Annotated in this window: 17 protein-coding genes; 13 read left to right on the forward strand and 4 right to left on the reverse strand. The window is 67.7% G+C overall.

What is annotated here, in order from left to right; translation table 11 throughout:
- The first annotated feature begins 129 nt into the window (after positions 1-129).
- The 6 genes from NFH66_RS00615 to NFH66_RS00640 all read left to right on the forward strand — a co-directional run bounded on the left by NFH66_RS00615 (position 130) and on the right by NFH66_RS00640 (position 6,981).
- Entirely contained in the window at positions 130-747 is a 618-nt protein-coding gene (locus tag NFH66_RS00615) for a TetR/AcrR family transcriptional regulator (protein WP_349607503.1), read from the forward strand.
- Positions 744-2,144, forward strand: a complete 1,401-nt coding sequence (locus NFH66_RS00620; protein ID WP_349607504.1) for an efflux RND transporter periplasmic adaptor subunit — start codon at positions 744-746, stop codon at positions 2,142-2,144. Before NFH66_RS00615 ends, NFH66_RS00620 begins: the two co-directional genes overlap by 4 nt.
- The gene (locus NFH66_RS00625) at positions 2,141-5,275 is read left to right on the forward strand and encodes an efflux RND transporter permease subunit (protein WP_349607505.1); all 3,135 of its coding nucleotides are present in this window, start codon (positions 2,141-2,143) and stop codon (positions 5,273-5,275) included. Before NFH66_RS00620 ends, NFH66_RS00625 begins: the two co-directional genes overlap by 4 nt.
- Before the next feature lie 105 nt (positions 5,276-5,380).
- Entirely contained in the window at positions 5,381-5,728 is a 348-nt protein-coding gene (locus NFH66_RS00630; protein ID WP_349607506.1) for a hexameric tyrosine-coordinated heme protein, read from the forward strand.
- Positions 5,729-5,790: 62 nt separating this feature from the next.
- Positions 5,791-6,495: a succinate dehydrogenase iron-sulfur subunit gene (locus NFH66_RS00635; protein ID WP_349611615.1), complete on the forward strand. Its 705-nt coding sequence runs from the start codon at positions 5,791-5,793 to the stop codon at positions 6,493-6,495.
- A 27-nt stretch (positions 6,496-6,522) separates the two neighbouring features.
- Complete coding sequence (locus NFH66_RS00640) at positions 6,523-6,981, forward strand: 2-hydroxyacyl-CoA dehydratase (protein ID WP_349607507.1); 459 nt, start codon at positions 6,523-6,525, stop codon at positions 6,979-6,981.
- An 80-nt stretch (positions 6,982-7,061) separates the two neighbouring features.
- Here NFH66_RS00640 and hmpA read toward each other — a convergent pair whose 3' ends face one another.
- Positions 7,062-8,231 carry an NO-inducible flavohemoprotein gene (gene hmpA, locus NFH66_RS00645; protein ID WP_349607508.1) on the reverse strand — a complete coding sequence of 390 codons (1,170 nt, stop codon included), beginning with the start codon at positions 8,229-8,231 and terminating at the stop codon, positions 7,062-7,064.
- A gap of 106 nt (positions 8,232-8,337) precedes the next feature.
- Positions 8,338-8,904, reverse strand: coding sequence for a YIP1 family protein (locus NFH66_RS00650; protein ID WP_349607510.1), 567 nt, complete (start codon positions 8,902-8,904; stop codon positions 8,338-8,340).
- Positions 8,905-9,024: 120 nt separating this feature from the next.
- Between NFH66_RS00650 and NFH66_RS00655 the strand changes: the two genes are divergently transcribed.
- A complete protein-coding gene (locus NFH66_RS00655; protein ID WP_349607511.1) occupies positions 9,025-9,438 on the forward strand; it encodes a MarR family transcriptional regulator in 414 nt (137 codons plus the stop codon).
- Between the two features lie 100 nt (positions 9,439-9,538).
- On the forward strand, positions 9,539-10,696 hold the full coding sequence (locus NFH66_RS00660; protein WP_349607513.1) for a cytochrome P450: 1,158 nt from the start codon (positions 9,539-9,541) through the stop codon (positions 10,694-10,696).
- A gap of 69 nt (positions 10,697-10,765) precedes the next feature.
- Here NFH66_RS00660 and NFH66_RS00665 read toward each other — a convergent pair whose 3' ends face one another.
- Both NFH66_RS00665 and NFH66_RS00670 read right to left on the reverse strand, forming a co-directional pair.
- Positions 10,766-11,989: a cytochrome D1 domain-containing protein gene (locus NFH66_RS00665; protein WP_349607515.1), complete on the reverse strand. Its 1,224-nt coding sequence runs from the start codon at positions 11,987-11,989 to the stop codon at positions 10,766-10,768.
- A complete protein-coding gene (locus NFH66_RS00670) occupies positions 11,982-12,323 on the reverse strand; it encodes a c-type cytochrome (RefSeq protein ID WP_282041956.1) in 342 nt (113 codons plus the stop codon). Before NFH66_RS00670 ends, NFH66_RS00665 begins: the two co-directional genes overlap by 8 nt.
- A gap of 359 nt (positions 12,324-12,682) precedes the next feature.
- Here NFH66_RS00670 and NFH66_RS00675 point away from each other — a divergent pair, with 359 nt between their 5' ends.
- The 5 genes from NFH66_RS00675 to ahbB (NFH66_RS00695) are packed head-to-tail and all read left to right on the forward strand — an operon-like array spanning position 12,683 to position 16,581.
- Positions 12,683-14,413 carry a cytochrome D1 domain-containing protein gene (locus NFH66_RS00675; protein WP_349607517.1) on the forward strand — a complete coding sequence of 577 codons (1,731 nt, stop codon included), beginning with the start codon at positions 12,683-12,685 and terminating at the stop codon, positions 14,411-14,413.
- Between the two features lie 57 nt (positions 14,414-14,470).
- Entirely contained in the window at positions 14,471-14,986 is a 516-nt protein-coding gene (locus NFH66_RS00680) for an AsnC family transcriptional regulator (protein WP_349607519.1), read from the forward strand.
- The gene (ahbB, locus tag NFH66_RS00685) at positions 14,983-15,552 is read left to right on the forward strand and encodes a siroheme decarboxylase subunit beta (RefSeq protein WP_349607521.1); all 570 of its coding nucleotides are present in this window, start codon (positions 14,983-14,985) and stop codon (positions 15,550-15,552) included. Before NFH66_RS00680 ends, ahbB (NFH66_RS00685) begins: the two co-directional genes overlap by 4 nt.
- Positions 15,549-16,007 (forward strand): Lrp/AsnC family transcriptional regulator, encoded by a 459-nt coding sequence (locus NFH66_RS00690; RefSeq protein WP_349607523.1) that lies wholly within the window; start codon positions 15,549-15,551, stop codon positions 16,005-16,007. Before ahbB (NFH66_RS00685) ends, NFH66_RS00690 begins: the two co-directional genes overlap by 4 nt.
- Entirely contained in the window at positions 15,982-16,581 is a 600-nt protein-coding gene (gene ahbB / locus NFH66_RS00695) for a siroheme decarboxylase subunit beta (RefSeq protein WP_349607524.1), read from the forward strand. Before NFH66_RS00690 ends, ahbB (NFH66_RS00695) begins: the two co-directional genes overlap by 26 nt.
- The last annotated feature ends 10 nt before the right edge of the window (positions 16,582-16,591 follow it).

Genomic DNA, 16,591 nt, shown 5'->3' on the forward strand with positions numbered 1-16,591 from the left:
TTGTTGTCCGGATTTTCAGTCGCTTTCTCGGCTAACTTGATCGTGATCAGAAGTATGCTAATCACGCCTGGCAGAGAGGAGGGTTCACGCCTAGGATAGTAACCAATTACTATCTTTAGAGGCTCGAGCATGTCGCAGCGTCAGCATCTCCCCGCCGACGAGCGTCGGGAGCGTACCGTGGAGGCCGTCATCGAGCTTTGCGGCCGCGAGGAGCCCGCCACCCTGACCACGGGGCGTATCGCCCGCCGCATGGGCGTGACCCAGGGGGCGCTGTTTCGCCACTTCCCCAGCAAGGAGGCGATCTGGGAGGCGACGGTGGCCTGGATCGCCGAGCGGGTGATGGCGCGGGTCGCCACCGCCGCCGAAGGCGTCGATGACCCCCTGCTTGCCCTGAGGGCGATGTTCCTGGCCCATGTGGCCTTCATCGCCGAGCATCCGGGGGTGCCGCGGCTGTTGATGGGCCAGTTGCAGCATCCGCGGCCCACCGCCGCCGGGCGCCTGGTGCGCGAGCTGCTGGAGCGCTACCGGCGCCGCCTGCTGGGCCTGCTCGAGGAGGCCGGGCGTCGCGGGCAACTGCGCCCGGGGCTCGACCTGGATGCGGCGGCGACCCAGTTCATCGGCTGCGTCCAGGGGCTGGTGTTGCAGTCGCTGATCGCCGATGACGTCGCGGGCATCGTCGACCGGGCGCCGGCGGCCTTCGAGCTCTACCGGCACGGCATACGCTCAGGCGCGGGAGGTGGCGCATGAGGCCCACGATACGGCGATTGGGGCGGGGGTTGGCGGTGCTGATCGGCGTCGTCGCGGGCGCGGCGCTGCTGGTCTTCTTCGTGGCCAACCGGCAGGCCCCCGAGCGCCAGGAGGCGGTGGCATTCGCCACCCCGGTCAGGATCGTCGAGGTCCAGCCTCTGGATGTGCGTCTGGAGGCGCGCGGACACGGCGTGGCGCGTCCCGCCGAGACCTGGCAGGCGGTAGCCAGCGTGGCGGGGCGCGTCGTCGAGCGCCACCCGCAACTGGAGAGTGGCACCCTGCTGCCCGAGGGCACCCTGCTGGTGGCACTGGATCCCAGCCGCTATGAGCTGGCCATCGCCGAGGCCGAGGCGGAGCTGGCCAGCCTGGCCGGCGAGTTGGCTCAGCTCGCGGCGGAGGAGGAGAACACCCGCCGCCTGATGGCGCTGGAGCAGCAGGCCCTGGCCCTGGCCGAGCAGGAGCTGACACGCATCGAGCGCCTGGCATCCAGCGGCTCGGTCTCCGGGTCACGACGCGACGAGCAGCGCCGCAGCACACTGGGGCAGCGCCAGGCGGTCGCTGCCCTGGAGAACAGCCTGACGCTGTTGCCCGCCCGGCGCGAGGTGCTCGAGGCTCAGCGTGAGCGCGCCGTGGTGCGCCTGGCCCAGGCCCAGCGCGACCTCACCGACACCCGCTTCGTGGCCCCCTACGACCTGCGGCTGGCCAGCGTGGAGGTAGAGCTGCACCAGTTCGTCGGCACCGGGCAGCGGCTGTTCCAGGCCGAGAGCCTGGCCGCAGCCGAGGTGGAGGCGCATATTCCCATCGACATGATGCGCCGCCTGCTGGCCGCGGTCATGCCGGCGGCATCTATCGACGCAGCGCCGGCCCTGGCCGAAGGGCTGGACCTGGCGGAGCGACTGGACTTCTCGGCGGTGCAGGCCGAGCTCTTCCTGGCCGGCGCCGAAGGAGTGGGCTGGACGGGGGAACTGGTGCGCGTGGCCAGCGGACTGGACCCGACCACCCGCACGGTACGCGCCGTGGTGCGGGTCGATCATCCCTACCGCGATGCCCGGCCGCCGGATCGCCCCCCGCTGCAGCGTGACATGTACGTGCGGACGTGGCTCAGCGCGCCCAGCCCTGAGCCTCGGCTGGTGATACCGGCCGCGGCGGTGCACCAGGGCGAGGTGTGGCTGGTGGATGCCGAGGCACGCCTCGAGCGACGCGCGGTGAGCGTGGCCTTCGAGCAGGGCAACCTGGCGGTGATCGCGGCGGGCCTGGCCCCGGGCGAGAGGGTGGTGGTCGATGATCTGCCCGCGGCGATCGCCGGCATGGCCCTCGCCCCACGTCGTGATGCGGCCCTGGAGGCGAGTATCGCCGGGCAGGCACTGGGCGAGCGCCACGGGGAAGCCCAGCCATGATCCGCTGGTTCGCTGCCCACCCCACCGCCGCCAACCTGCTGCTGGTGCTGCTGCTCGCCGCCGGGCTCTTCACCGCCCCGTCGCTCAAGCGCGAGACCTTCCCCGACTACCGCCCGGTCGAGGTGGGCGTCGAGGTGGTCTATCGCGGGGCCAGCGCCGCGGACGTGGAAGACGCCGTGTGTCGCCGTCTGCATGAGGCGGTGAAGGGCGTGGAGTTCCTCGACGAGTTCGTCTGCGTGGCCCAGGACAACCTGGCCAGTGCCACCGCCACCATGCAGGCGGGAGGGGATCCCCTGCGCTTTCTCAGCGAGGTCGACACCGAGGTCGGAGCCATCAGCGAGTTTCCGGTCCGGGCCGACCCACCGGTGGTGCGCGAACTGCATCGCAGCGACCTGGTGGCGGCGGTGGCGGTAGCATCCGACATGCCCGCCGGCCAGCTCGAGGAGTACGCCCTGCGACTGGAGGAGCGCATCATGGCGCTGCCCGGCGTGGCGGACGTGGCGATCCACGGCATGTCCCAGCGCCAGTGGCAGGTGGAGGTGCCCGGCGAGGTGCTCGGCCAGCACGGCCTCTCGGCCCGCGAGCTGGCGCGGCGGGTCTCGGCCCAGAGCCTGGACCTGCCGCTGGGCACCCTGGAGACTCCCGCGCGCGATATCCTGCTGCGCTTCACCGACCAGCGCCGCTCGCTTGCCGAGCTCGAGGGCCTGGTGGTGATCTCCGACCCGGCCGGCGGCGAGCTGACCCTGGGCGATATCGCCAGCCTGACCGAGGCCGGTGAGCGCGAGGAGGAGAAGATTCGCTTCAACGGCGAGCCGGCGCTGGTGCTGGAGGTGAGCAAGAGCCTGCGTGACGACTCCCTGACGGTGAAGGAGCGCCTCGAGGGACTGATCGAGGCCGAGCGCCGCCGCTTCGGTGATGGCATCACGCTGACCCTGACCCAGGACATGACCAGCATTGTCCGCGACCGCCTGCAGATGCTGGTGGGCAACGGTGTCATGGGACTGGCGCTGGTGGTGCTGGTGATGAGCCTGTTCTTCCGTCCGCGCCTGGCGCTGTGGGCGGTGCTGGGGCTGCCCGCGGCCTTCATGGGGGCCTTCCTGGTGATGGGGCTCGCCGGCCTCTCCCTGAACATGATCACCCTGGTGGCGCTGCTGATGGCCATCGGCATCGTCATGGACGACGCCATCGTGATCACCGACAACATCGCTGCCCACGCCGGCGAGAGTGCCTCGCCACTGGAGGCGGTAGTGGCGGGGACCCGCCAGGTGCTGCCTGGGGTGCTGTCGTCGTTTCTGACCACCGCCTCGGTCTTCGTGCCGCTCTCCTTCCTGGCCGGCGAACTGGGCGCGGTGCTTGAGGTACTGCCGGTGGTGCTGATCGCTGCCCTGGCGGCGAGCCTTGTCGAGGCCTTCTGGATCCTGCCCCACCATCTCAAGGGCAGTCTCAAGGGCAGTCTCAAGGGCAGTCTCAAGGGCAGCATCCGGCACCTGCAGCAGGGCCATGATTCTCGCTTTCGCAGCGCCTTCGACCGCGGCTTCGAGCGTTTCCGCGAGGGCGTGGGGCGGCTGGCCGACCGGGCGATCCGCTTCCGCCATGCGGTGCTGGGAGCGGTGCTCGCCGTGATGCTGGCCTCCGCCGGCTTCATGGCCGGCGGGCATGTGGGCAGCGAGGCGATGCCCGACATCGACGGCGACGTGCTGGAGGCGCGCCTGCTGATGCCCCAGGGCACGCCGCTCGAGCGTACCGAGGTGGTGGCCGGGCGGATCGAGGCGGCGCTGCGTGAGCTCGACGCCCGCTACTCTCCCGAGCAGCCCCAGGGCGCGGCGCTGGTGGAGGCGATCCAGGTGCGCTTCAACCACAACGCCAGCGCCCGGGAGGCGGGGCCCCACGTGGCCACGGTCAGTGTCGACCTGCTCACCGCCGAGCGTCGTTCGGTCACGCTGGACACCCTGTCCGGCGAGTGGCGCGCGGCGATCGGCGAGATCCCGGGGGTGCAGCGCCTGATCATCCAGGAGCCGGGCTTCGGCCCCGCCGGGGTGCCCGTGGAGGTGCGCCTTACCGGCGAGGATCTCGAGGCCATGAAGGCGGCGGCCCGCGAGCTGGTCACGCGCCTCGAAGGCTACTCGGCGGTCTACAATGTCATGGATGACCAGCGACTGGGCAAGCCCCAGCGCACCTACTCCCTGGCACCGGGCGCCCACGGTCTGGGGCTCACCGCCGAGGAGGTGGCAAGCCAGCTGCGCGCCGCCCTGCTCGGCGAGATCGCCGATACCCAGCGCATTGGTGAGCAGGAGATCGAGGTGCTGGTACGCCAGGCCGAGGCCGACCGCGACGGTCTCGACGACCTGGTCGACCAGGCCCTGATGCTCCCGGATGGCAGCCGCGTGCCGCTTTCGGTGGTGACCGAGGTGGCCGAGCGCCGCGAGTGGGCGCGCATCACCCGCATCGACGGGCAGCGCACCGTCACCGTGGAGGCCAACGTGGATGCCCGCCAGGCCAGTGGCCAGGCCATCGTCGACGACCTCGTCGGCAGTGGCTGGCTGGCCGACTTCGAGGAGCGCCACCCCGAAGTGGCGATCACCTTCGAGGGGCAGGTGGCCAGCTCCGCGGAGACCGGCGGCTCCATCGCCCGTGGTCTGCTGATCGGCCTGGTGGGAATCTTCGTGATCCTCTCCTTCCAGTTCCGCAGCTACATGGAGCCGCTGATCGTCATGCTCTCGATCCCGTTGGCCTTCATCGGCGCCATCTGGGGGCACGTGATCATGGGCTACTATCTCTCCATGCCCTCGTTGATCGGCGCTGCCTCGCTGGCCGGCATCGTGGTCAACAATGCCATCCTGCTGATCCACTTCATCAAGACGCACCGCGAGCGGGGCCTGGACGCGGCAGCGGCCGCCGGCCAGGCCTGCCGCGACCGGCTGCGCGCCATCCTGATCTCCTCCACCACCACCATTGCGGGCCTCGCGCCCCTGCTGGCCGAGACCAGCAGCCAGGCGGATGCCATCAAGCCGCTGGTGATCGCCGTGGTGTTCGGCCTGTTGAGCGCGACGGTGCTGGTCTTGCTGGTCATCCCGGCGCTTTATGTGCTGTTCGATGACTGGGGCTGGACCGGTGGAGGTGAGCACCGCTGACGATACCGCGTGGCGTGCGCTTGACTACGGCGTTTCCTCGACTAGCTTTAAAGATGCATTTCTTTTGCGTCTATTGTCGTTCGAGGCACTCATCAGGAGGCTATCATGCCCATTGCCCACCGCTCGCTTTCTCCCCGGAAGAGGCTCGCCGCTGGCCTGGTGCTGGCGACATCGCTGGCTCTGGGTGGCATCGTCAGTGCGGATGAACACGAGGCGTCGGCGGCGGAAGAGACCTGGCTGCCAAGCCTGATCACCGAGACACCCCAGGAGGGCTTCGCCCTGGCGGTCAAGCTCTCCCAGAAGGGGGTAGCGACGACCCAACCGGATGCCGAGGTGCGCAAGGAGCAGCGCCCCGAGTATGCGGAGGATCCCGACAGCCTGATCGCGGCCTCCCACGTGATTGCCACCCACTTCCAGACCGTCGCCGCGGCCAATGACTACTGGCGAGAGTGACCCGGAAAAGAGAGCGACCCGAAAAAGAGTGAGCTCGATTCATCGCTGGGAGAGCGGCCATGATCAAGGTACGGCTCTATCGCTACCACCCCGAGGGGGACGACCTGCCGCGGATGGAAAGCCTGGAGGTCGAGGAGCGTTTTCGTAAGGCGATGGTGCTCGACGTGCTCGAACACCTGAAGCAGCAGGATGCCACCCTGACCTATCGGCGCTCCTGCCGCGAGGGGGTGTGTGGCTCCGACGGCATGAATATCAACGGCAAGAACGGCCTGGCCTGCATCACATCGGTGGAGGAGGTGCTGGGCAGCGGCGACACCCTGACGCTGCGCCCGCTCCCCGGCATGCCGGTGATCCGCGACCTGGTCGTCGACCAGGCGCTGTTCTTCCGCCAGTTCGAGAAGATCCGCCCCTGGCTGATCAACGATGAGCCGCCCACCGCCACCGAACGACGCCAGAGCCCCGCGGATCGCGAGAAGCTCGACGGCCTCTACGAATGCATCCTGTGCGCCTGCTGCAGTTCGGCCTGCCCCTCCTGGTGGTGGAACCCGGACAAGTACATCGGCCCGGCCGGCCTCATCCAGGCCTATCGGTTCCTGATCGACAGCCGGGACACCGCCACCGACGAGCGATTGGCCGAGCTCGATGACCCCTTCAGCGTGTTTCGCTGCCGACAGATCGGCAACTGCACCTGGGTGTGTCCCAAGGGGCTCAACCCGATGCGCGCCATCGGCCATATCAAGGCGATGCTGTTGGCGCGTGGCAGCTGATGCCATCTCGAGCGAGTGGAGGAAGCCATGGCCTTTCGTCAGGTAAGAGACCTGCTGGAGTGGGTTCACGACTTTCACCGGCAGTTGGGGGCACAGTATGAGCGGCTGGCCGAGGAGGCGGCGGACGAACGCCTGAGGATGGCGCTGGTGTTCCTCGCCGACCGCGAGGGGCGCATGCGTGATGCCATGGCGGCCTACCTCGAGGATGCCGATCAGGGATTGCTCACCACCTGGCTGATCGACAGCCAGCAGTTCGGCCACCCGGGCGTGCTGGAGCGCATCCCGCCCTGCCTGGGGTGTCACGACGTCCAGGATATCCTGGCCAACGTGATGACGGCCCACCAGACTCTCAAGGACATGTACCGGCTGCGTGCGGAGCTTGCCGAGATCCCCGAGGAGGCGGAGCTGTTCATGCAACTGGCCGACCAGCAGGAGGCCGAGGCCCGCCTGCAGACCCGCGATCTTGCTCGTCTGGATATGTACTGAGCGGTACTCCCAATACAACATCCTGAACGACGACGCCCCGGCATGGCCGGGGCGTCGTCGTTATGCGGGTGGGGCAGGCGTCAGGCGGCGCTGAGGGGCTGCGAGGGGCCGAAGTGCTCGTAGTGGCGGTGCTCGACGGGCACGCCCAGCTCGGCCAGGGCCCGGTCCATGGCGGTCATGAAACCCTGGGGGCCGACGAAGTAGCAGCGGCTGCCCTCGGGCAGGTAGTTCGCCAGCAGATTCCGGTCCACGCGTCCGACATGGTCGGCCGCGTCGCCACGCTCATGGATGGTCACCGTGTGCAGCTGGTCCGGGTGCGCCTCGGCCAGGGCCGCGACCTCGTCGCGGAAGGCATGATGCTCGGCATCCAGGGCGGCATGCAGATAGACCACCCGGCGACCCTGGGCCAGCGCCTGGCGCGCCATGGGCAGCAGCGGGGTCTGGCCGACACCGCCGCTTGCCAGCAGCAGCGGCTCGTCCCCCTCGTGCAGGGTCAACTCGCCGGCCGGCGGCAGCAGCGAGAGGGTGTCACCGACGCCTATGGCGTCATGCAGGTGACGGCTGGCGCGCCCTTGGGGCTCGCGCTTCACCGAGATCCGGTAGCTCTCGCCGTTGGGCAGGTCCGAGAGGCTGTAGTGTCGATAGACCGGCTCGCCATCGATGGTGAGCCTGACGCCGATGTACTGGCCAGGCTCATGGCCGGCGACCGGGCCGCCATCCACTGGCTCGAGCACGAAGGAGCGAATCACCGCGCTCTCCTGGCGAACGGCGGCAATGCGGAACTCGCGGGGGCCACGCCAGCCGCCGGGGGACTGCTCGAAGTTGCGGTAGCGGTACTCCTCCAGCTCGATGAGCAGGCCGGCCAGCTCCTCGTAGACGCCCTCCCAGGCGGCGGCGATCTCCGGGGTCACGGCGTCGCCCAGCACCTCGCCGATGGCCGCCATCAGGCATTCGCCGACCAAGGGATAGTGCTCGGGGCGGATGTCCAGGGAGACGTGCTTGCCGACCACCGTGGCCAGGGTCTCGCGCACCTTCTCGCGATCGTGACGCAACTGCACATAGGCCAGCACGGCGCCGGCCAGTGCCCGCGGCTGGCCGCCGTCGGCCTGGTGTGCCTGGTTGAACAGCGGCTTTACCTGCGGATAGCGCTCGAACAGCAGCGGGTAGAAGCGCTGGGTGATGGCGTCGAGATGTTCGGCCACTACCGGGGCGGTGGCGGCGATCAGCTGTTCCTGCTCCTGGGTCAGCATCGAGGGGCTCCATGTCGGGGGGATGTTTTTTAAGGTGCATGTAAACTACATGTTCATTCCCGACAATGCCAGACCCTCGATGCTGCGCTGCACCAGAGGGTGCGGCTCAATAGGCCCAGACGATTGCCATCAACAGGCCCCAGGCCAGTACCCCGGCCGCCATGATGGTGTAGGCCGCCGACATGGTGTTGACGTCGTTGTCGCTGCGTTCGCAGAGCGCCTGGAGACCGTGGTAGACCAGGCTGCAGGAGATGCCCAGGGCCACCAGTACCGCCAGGGTGTTGAGCAGCAGGCTGGGGATCAGCAGCACGATCGCCGAGGACCACAGCGGTAGTGGCGCCAGGGCTGCCAGCAGGTAGGCGTCGTGATAGTCGATCGACAGTTCGCGGGTGCCGTTGACGACGGCATGAATCAGCCAGCCCATCACGAAGAAGGTGAGCAACTCGGCCAGGAACAGGATGGTGGTGATGAAGCGCCACTCCCGGTCGGCGAAGCCCATCACGAAGCCGTCACCGTAGTGAGTGCCGGCATAGTAGAGCAGCACCGGCGGCAGCAGCGACATGGGCAGCACCAGGCCCCAGGCAAGCACCGGGATAGAAGGCTTGCGTTGCTGCAGGCTCTTCCAGCCCGCCTGGCGGGTAAAGGGCAGGCGAATTACGGTCAGCGGGTTCATTGCGGCGTCCTCGTCGGTGGGTAAATATCATTCTGTGATATTATTGCTTAACCTTTAGGCAGCAACCCCCTTGCTGTCAAGCGATGGGGAATCTATCCACGCAATTGCCGGATGCCTTTCATGAGCGATGACGCCCTCACCAAGCAGGACTTCCAGCGCCTTTCACATTTTCGTTACCAACTGCGCTGCTTCCTGCGCCAGGGCGATGATATCTGTCGCGAACACGGCCTGACGCCGCTGCAGTATCAGCTGTTGTTGCATCTGCTGGGGTTCGAAGGACGTGAGTGGGCATCCGTCGGCGAGCTGGCCGAGCGGCTCCAGGCCAAGCATCACGGCACGGTAGCGCTGGTCAATCGGTGCGAGCAGCTGGGCCTGGTGGAGCGCCGCGCGAGCCGCGGCGACCGCCGGCGTATCGAGGTGCACCTGTTGCCTCGCGGTGCCGAGCTGACCCGGCGCATTGCCGAGCTGCATCAGCCGGAGTTGCGCCATCTGCAGGAGGAGTTTCATCTGCCGGGTTGGCCCGAGTTCCGCTGACCCGTGACGAGAGCCGGCTGACGTGGGTCAATGCGTTCCAGGCGTTTTTTTGCTCCCATTAACCGATTCGTCGCCCCCCCCCTTCTTTCCAGGAGATGACATGAGTGATACATGCCAGCAGGACTGGGACCCGCGCGCCGAGAATGTGCTGAACGACCAGATCTCCGCCTATGACGAGATGCGCCACCGTTGCCCGGTGGCCTTCAGCGACTATCTGCAGTGGTCGCTGTTCCGCCATGCGGACGTGATGCGCGTGCTCGAGGACCACGAGACCTTCAGCAACGCGGCGAGCCGCCACCTGTCGGTGCCCAACGCCATGGATCCGCCCGAGCATACCCGCTTCCGGCGGATCATCGAGCCCTACTTCGGCCCCGAGGCCATGGCCGAGTTCGCCCCCCGGTGCCGCGCCATCGCCGAAGGGGTCGTGGCTCGACTGCCCGCCGACGGTGAGGTGGAGGCGATGGCCGAGATGGGCCAGGATTTCGCTCTGGAGATCCAGTGCGCCTTCATGGGCTGGCCCACTGCGCTGCATGAGCCACTGCGCGCCTGGGTGAAGCGCCAGCAGGCCGCTACTCTGGCCCAGGACCGAGAGGCGCTGGGCGAGCTGGCGCTGGAATTCGATGGCGTGATTCGCGAGCAACTGGCCAGCCGCCGAGCGGCCGGCGATGATGCTCCCGATGACGTCACCACTCGCATCATGAACGAGACCGTTGAGGGGCGCGCACTCTCCGACGAAGAGATCGTCAGCATCCTGCGCAACTGGACAGTGGGTGAGCTCGGCACCATCTCGGCGAGCATCGGTATCCTGATGCGCTACCTGGCGGCCGATCCAGAGCTCCAGGGACGGCTGCGCGCCGAGCGTCAGCTGCTGCCGGCGGCCATCGACGAGGTCCTGCGCCTCGATGCCCCGCTGATGTCCAACCGACGCATCGCTACCTGCCCGGTGGAGATCGGTGGCCGTCGACTCGAGGCCGGCGAGCGTCTGACGATCCTGTGGGGCTCGGTCAACCGCGACGAGGCGGTGTTCGGCGACCCCGATGAGGTGCGCCTGGATCGCGACCCGCAGGACAACCTGCTGTATGGCGCCGGTGTCCACGTCTGTCCCGGGGCGCCGCTGGCGCGCATGGAGCTCAAGGACTTCATGGACGCGCTGCTCGACGCCACCGTCGACATCACCCTGCTGCCGGGCCGCCCCGCGGTTCGCGCCCTCTACCCCGCCGGCGGCTACTCCGAGGTGCCGCTGCACGTGCGGCGCTAGTCGCAGGTCAGGCCATGATGACGGAAGGCGCCCCGCGGGGCGCCTTCCTTGCTTCGAGTGGCCGGGTCCTCAGAGCCCGATACGGTGCGCCCGGTCGGTGAAGAAGATACCGCTGGGCGACTCGCTGTCGAGGCGCGTGATCTCCTTCAGGGTGCGGGTGTCGTAGACCACCACCCGGTCGCTGTCCCGGGCCGAGACCCAGGCCTGCTCCCCCTTGGGGGTGAACTCCATGTGCAGCACCGCCTCGCCGGGCGTCAGGGTGGCGATGACCTCGCGGGATTCGGTATCGATGACCTGCACCACGTCGTTGTTGGGGTGAGCGAAGTTTACCCAGATCTGGCGCTCGTCGGGGCGACGCATCACGAAGATCGGCTGGCCATGGACCGGGACGCGCCCCTTGAGCGACCAGTCGTTGCTGTCGGCGACCAGCACCTCGTGTCGGCCCACCGCCGGTAGCCAGGCCTCGCCGCCGGCCAGGGTCCACCCTTCCAGATGCGGCATCTTGTAGACCGGCAGGCGCTCCTCGCCGCGGCCATAGTCGGGCAGGATGCGCGTGACCCCCTGCTCCGGGTGCCACAGGTCGAGCATCGCCAGGCCATCCTCGCCGAACAGCCCGGCGATATAGTAGCGTCCGCTGGGGCCGATCAGGGCATCGTAAGGCTCCTTGCCGATAGCGGTGAAGCGTGTCACCTCGGGGGTGTCGCCGTGCATGTCGATCAGGTGAATCTCGCCGGCCTCGAACAGGCTGTAGACGAAGCGATTGCCGGGGGCGTCCACCAGGCCCACCACCTTGGAGCGCTGTGTCTCGCCCTTCGCGTCGATCCAAGTGGCGGGGATGTCCGCCACCTCCTCCAGGGTCTCGCTGTCGAAGAGCTTCACGCCGCCCGGCTCGTAGTTGGCCACCGCCACCAGGGCGCCATCCTGGGAGACGGCGCCGCCGATGCTGTTGCCGGACTGGATCACCCGGTGGGTGATCTCGCCGGTGAGCAGATCGACACGGCTGAGGCCGCCGTCGCGGCCGAATATGAAGGCATGGCGGGCGTCGCGGGAGAACTTCACCGAGGCGTGGGAGAGATCCCCCAGGCCCTCGACCCGGTCGAGGATGCGTCGTTCGCTGGTGTCCACTATCGCCAGGCTGCCGGTGGCGCGCTCCACGACCACGCCGAGGTCGCCGGTGCCGCGCAGCTCGGTGGTCGGGGTCGCCTGGCAGCCGGCCAGCAGGGCGAGCAGCGAGACGGCAGCAAAAGGCTTGCGGAGTGCTGGGGGCATCTTGGGCATGAAGAGGTCACTCATCCAGGGGGTTGTCGTTCTGCAGGTGATCGGCGAGCCACAGGGCCTCCTGCTCGGTCAGCAGCCCCTCCCAGCCGGGCATGGCGGTGCCTTCGACGCCGTGGAGGATCAGCGCGGCCAGGCCGTCTTGGCTGTAGGCATTCATGCGCGACCTGGGCAGTTCAGGGCCCAGGCCGCCGCGCAGGGTCATGCCGTGGCAGGAGCCGCAGTCCTGATAGAGCAGGGTCTCGAGTTCGGCCTCGCGTTCGGCGGAGAGTGGTGTCTCGGCCTGGGCGGCGAGGGGCAGCGCACAGGCCATGGCCAGCAGCGAGAGGCGTAGGTTAAGGGGCGGCAACATGGCGACTCCTGAGGTAAGGGCTGGGGAAAGTGTCCCTGCCCGGGCGTCGGCGCGCATTGATTGGCGTCAACGAAAGTCTCCTATGCTTGTGCTTATCAGCAAAGCTCGGAGCGCTCAATTTCCCTTTGTGGGTAGCCGTTCCGCGCTTTGATATAGGTCAATATCTCCCCGGATAGAGGGCCTGAGACCATTAAAGGAGCATGAATTATACGCGTTATTGGGCCACTCTCTGCGCAGGAAGGTCATCGGCCGTGTGATGCCGGCTGGCCGTCCGGCGAAGTACACCATTGAGAAGTACAACAATGACTCGCCCATGTCCTGGCGACAGCGCACTCAAGGATCATGACAGAGGTGGAACGATGATGAAGAAAGACTGGTATCTCAAGCCCCTGGCCGTGGCGGTAACCACCGTCGCGCTGGGTATTACCGCGGCTTACGCCCAGGATGGCAAGAAGGATCTCGACGAGACCCAGGCCGCCTATCAGGGCACCGAGTCCGCCGTGGATCCGAGCTCGGCGAAGGTGGTTCGCACCCCCGGCGCGCCGGACCTGACCGACGAGGAGTTCGAGAAGGCCAAGGAGATCTACTTCCAGCGCTGCGCCGGCTGCCATGGCGTGCTGCGCAAGGGGGCCACCGGCAAGCCGCTGACCACCGACATCACCCAGGAGCGCGGGATCGAGTACCTCAAGGCGTTCATCCACTACGGTTCGCCGGCCGGCATGCCCAACTGGGGCACCTCGGGCGACCTGACCGAGGATGAAGTGGAGATGATGGCCAAGTACATCATGCACGAGCCACCGCAGCCTCCCGAGTTCGGCATGGCCGACATGAAGGATACCTGGGAGGTGCTGGTCGCCCCCGAGGATCGCCCCACCGAGAAGATGAACGACCTGGACATCGAGAACCTGTTCTCGGTCACCCTGCGTGACGCCGGCCAGATCGCCCTGATCGACGGCGAGACCAAGGAGATCGTCAAGATCCTCGATACCGGCTATGCGGTTCACATCTCGCGCATGTCCGCCTCCGGCCGCTACCTGTTCGTGATCGGTCGCGATGCCAAGATCGACATGATCGACCTGTGGATGGAAGATCCGAGCATCGTCGCCACCATCAAGATCGGCATGGAGGCACGCTCCGTCGAGACCTCCAAGTTCGAGGGCTACGAGGACGACCTGGCGATCGCCGGCGCCTACTGGCCGCCCCAGTACGTGATCATGGACGGCGAGACCCTGGAGCCCAAGAAGATCGTGGCCACCCGCGGCATGACCGTCGGTGAGCAGGAGTACCACCCGGAGCCCCGCGTGGCGGCCATCGTGGCGTCCCACCAGCACCCCGAGTTCATCGTCAACATCAAGGAGACCGGCAAGGTCCGCCTGGTCAACTACGAGAACCTGGATGCCATCTCCACCGTCGAGATCGACACCTCGCGCTTCCTGCATGACGGCGGCTGGGACGCCTCGGGTCGCTACTTCCTCACCGCGGCCAACGAGTCCAACCAGATCGTGGTCATCGACGCCCAGGAGCGCGAGCTCGAGGCGATCGTCGATGTGGGCAAGATCCCGCACCCGGGCCGTGGCGCCAACTTCGTCGACCCCGAGTTCGGTCCGGTGTGGGGCACCAGCCACCTGGGCGACGCCACCATCCAGCTGATCGGCACCGACCCGGAAGGGCATCCCGACAACGCCTGGCAGGTGGTACGTACCCTGGAAGGTCAGGGCGGCGGTTCGCTGTTCATCAAGACCCACCCCGAGTCCGACAACCTCTACGTCGACACCGCGCTCAACCCCAACGAGGCGATCAGCCAGAGCGTGGCGGTCTACGACATCAACGATCTGGAGGCCGGTTACGAGGTGCTGCCGATCGCCGAGTGGGCCGATGTGGGTGAAGGTCCCAAGCGCGTGGTGCAGCCGGAGTACAACAAGGCCGGCGACGAAGTGTGGTTCTCGGTGTGGAACACCATGGATGACACCTCTGCCATCGTGGTGGTCGATGATGAGACCCGTGAGCTGAAGCACGTGATCAAGGATGAGCGGCTGGTCACCCCGACCGGCAAGTTCAACGTGATCAACACTCAGAAAGACATCTACTGATCGGGACCCGGCGGCGGGCGCAAGCCCGCCGCCACCCGCCGCAAGTGAGCTGTGCCAATGCATTGCCAAGCCCCGAACAGCCAAGCCCCGACTCACCAGGCCCGAAAGCTCGATGCGCTGGACCGTCGCCTGATCGACAGTTATCAGCGTGGCCTGCCGGTCTGCACCCGTCCCTTCCACACCATCGCCGAACGGCTGGGCAGCAGTGAGGCCGAGATCATCGCACGCCTCGAACGCCTGCAGGCGCTGGGCGTGCTGAGCCGGGTGGGGCCGGTGTTCGACCACGCCCGGGCCGGCGCTAGCCTGCTCGCCGCTGTGGCCGTACCCGAGGCCGAGCGCGATGCCTTCGCAGAGCTCATCAACGCCGCTCCCGGCGTCAACCACAACTATGCCCGCGAACACGACTTCAACCTCTGGTTCGTGATGACCGCTCCGGACGAGACGGAGCTCGTGGCGCGTCTCGATGGCCTGGAGGCGCGCCTCGGCGTGCCGATACTGCGTCTGCCGATGCTCGAGGGTTATCACATCGACCTCTCCTTCCCCATTCCCTGGGCCGAGCTGGAGCGCGCATGAAGACCACTAACGACCTGGAGTTCGCCGCCACCGGCGCCACCGGCGCCACCGGCGCCACCGGCGCCACCTGCCATGCGCCCTCGGCCGAGGCCGAGCGCCGCCTGCGTGGCCTCCTCGAGCAGGGGTTGCCGCTCGACCAGCGGCCCTGGCGCACCCTGGCCGAACAGGCCGGCATGGCCGAGGACCAGGTGATGACCTGCGTGCGCCGCTGGCAGGCCGACGGCATGATCAAGCGCCTGGGGCTGGTGGTGAAGCATCGCCGCCTGGGTATCCAGGCCAACGCCATGGTGGTCTGGAACGTGCCGGATGAGCGGGTCGCCGAGGTGGGCCGCCGCCTGGCCCGCGAGACCGCCGTCACGCTCTGCTACCGCCGTCCCCGGCGGCTGCCCGACTGGCCCTACAACCTGTTCTGCATGATCCACGGCGCCCGCCGTGAGCGGGTCGAGGCGGAGCTTGCCGATATCGTCGAGCGACTGGGCCTGGGGGGCCTGGAGCACCGCGTACTGTTCAGCACCCATGCCTATCGACAGTGCGGTGGGCGCTACGTGCGGGAGGGGGAGGCATGACCCTTGAAGATCTGGATGCCGTCGATCGTCGTCTGATCAACCGCCTGCAGGATGGCCTGCCGCTGGTGGCACGCCCCTTTGCGGCGGTGGCCGAGGCGCTGGGCATCACCGAGGGCGACCTGCTCTATCGCCTGGAGCGGCTGTGCGAGGCTGGCGTGCTCAGCCGCTTCGGCCCGATGTACCACGCCGAGCGCTTGGGCGGCGGCCTGACCCTGGCTGCGCTGGCGGTGCCGGAGTACGACTATGATGAGGTCGTCGAGACGGTCAACGCCTTCCCCGAGGTGGCCCACAACTATCGTCGCGAGCACGAGCTCAACATGTGGTTCGTGCTGGCCACCGAGACACCGGAGCGCATCGCCGAGACCATCGCCGGGATCGAGGCCGCCACCGGCCTGCCGGTTTTCAATATGCCCAAGGAGGAGGAGTTCCATGTCCGTCTCCATCTGCCCGTCTAGACCGGCCCCGCGCCGCGCAGTCGACGAGGGTGAGGCCCCGCCGGCGGATACCGGGGGGCTCGATGCTGCCGATCGAGCCATCGTGCTGGCCACCCAGGCCGGTCTGCCGCTGGTCCCCGACCCCTGGGGCGCGGTGGGCCGCGAGGTGGGCATGAGCGGTGCCGAGGTGCTCGAGCGCGTGCAGGCCATGCAGGCAAGCGGGGTGATCCGCCGGGTCGCCGCGGTGCCCAACCACTATCGGCTTGGCTACGTGGCCAACGGCATGACGGTGTGGGATGTCGATGACGCCCAGATCGACCGCCTGGGCCGCGAGGTGGCCGCCATCGAGGGCGTCAGCCACTGCTATCGTCGCCCGCGCCACCTGCCGCACTGGCCCTACAACCTGTTCGCCATGCTGCATGGCCACAGCCGGGAGGAGGTCGAGCGTCAGGCCGCGGTGCTACGCCAGCGCCTGGGTGAGGCGTGCCGCGATCACCGCATCCTCTACAGCACGCGCATCCTCAAGAAGACCGGGCTGCGTCTGGCCGGCCGCCGGCCGAGCGATACGCCCAAGGATACCGAACGTCGAGGCTGAGTCGCGCCCG

This window comes from Halomonas sp. H10-9-1, from assembly GCF_040147005.1.
GTDB lineage: Bacteria > Pseudomonadota > Gammaproteobacteria > Pseudomonadales > Halomonadaceae > Halomonas.

Coding starts and splice junctions, on each gene's coding strand:
- NFH66_RS00615 (WP_349607503.1), top strand. CDS start 130: ATGTCGCAGCGTCAGCATCTCCCCGCCGACGAGCGTCGGGAGCGTACC.
- NFH66_RS00620 (WP_349607504.1), top strand. CDS start 744: ATGAGGCCCACGATACGGCGATTGGGGCGGGGGTTGGCGGTGCTGATC.
- NFH66_RS00625 (WP_349607505.1), top strand. CDS start 2,141: ATGATCCGCTGGTTCGCTGCCCACCCCACCGCCGCCAACCTGCTGCTG.
- NFH66_RS00630 (WP_349607506.1), top strand. CDS start 5,381: ATGCCCATTGCCCACCGCTCGCTTTCTCCCCGGAAGAGGCTCGCCGCT.
- NFH66_RS00640 (WP_349607507.1), top strand. CDS start 6,523: ATGGCCTTTCGTCAGGTAAGAGACCTGCTGGAGTGGGTTCACGACTTT.
- hmpA (WP_349607508.1), bottom strand. CDS start 8,231: ATGCTGACCCAGGAGCAGGAACAGCTGATCGCCGCCACCGCCCCGGTA.
- NFH66_RS00650 (WP_349607510.1), bottom strand. CDS start 8,904: ATGAACCCGCTGACCGTAATTCGCCTGCCCTTTACCCGCCAGGCGGGC.
- NFH66_RS00655 (WP_349607511.1), top strand. CDS start 9,025: ATGAGCGATGACGCCCTCACCAAGCAGGACTTCCAGCGCCTTTCACAT.
- NFH66_RS00660 (WP_349607513.1), top strand. CDS start 9,539: ATGAGTGATACATGCCAGCAGGACTGGGACCCGCGCGCCGAGAATGTG.
- NFH66_RS00665 (WP_349607515.1), bottom strand. CDS start 11,989: ATGAGTGACCTCTTCATGCCCAAGATGCCCCCAGCACTCCGCAAGCCT.
- NFH66_RS00670 (WP_282041956.1), bottom strand. CDS start 12,323: ATGTTGCCGCCCCTTAACCTACGCCTCTCGCTGCTGGCCATGGCCTGT.
- NFH66_RS00675 (WP_349607517.1), top strand. CDS start 12,683: ATGATGAAGAAAGACTGGTATCTCAAGCCCCTGGCCGTGGCGGTAACC.
- NFH66_RS00680 (WP_349607519.1), top strand. CDS start 14,471: ATGCATTGCCAAGCCCCGAACAGCCAAGCCCCGACTCACCAGGCCCGA.
- ahbB (WP_349607521.1), top strand. CDS start 14,983: ATGAAGACCACTAACGACCTGGAGTTCGCCGCCACCGGCGCCACCGGC.
- NFH66_RS00690 (WP_349607523.1), top strand. CDS start 15,549: ATGACCCTTGAAGATCTGGATGCCGTCGATCGTCGTCTGATCAACCGC.
- ahbB (WP_349607524.1), top strand. CDS start 15,982: ATGTCCGTCTCCATCTGCCCGTCTAGACCGGCCCCGCGCCGCGCAGTC.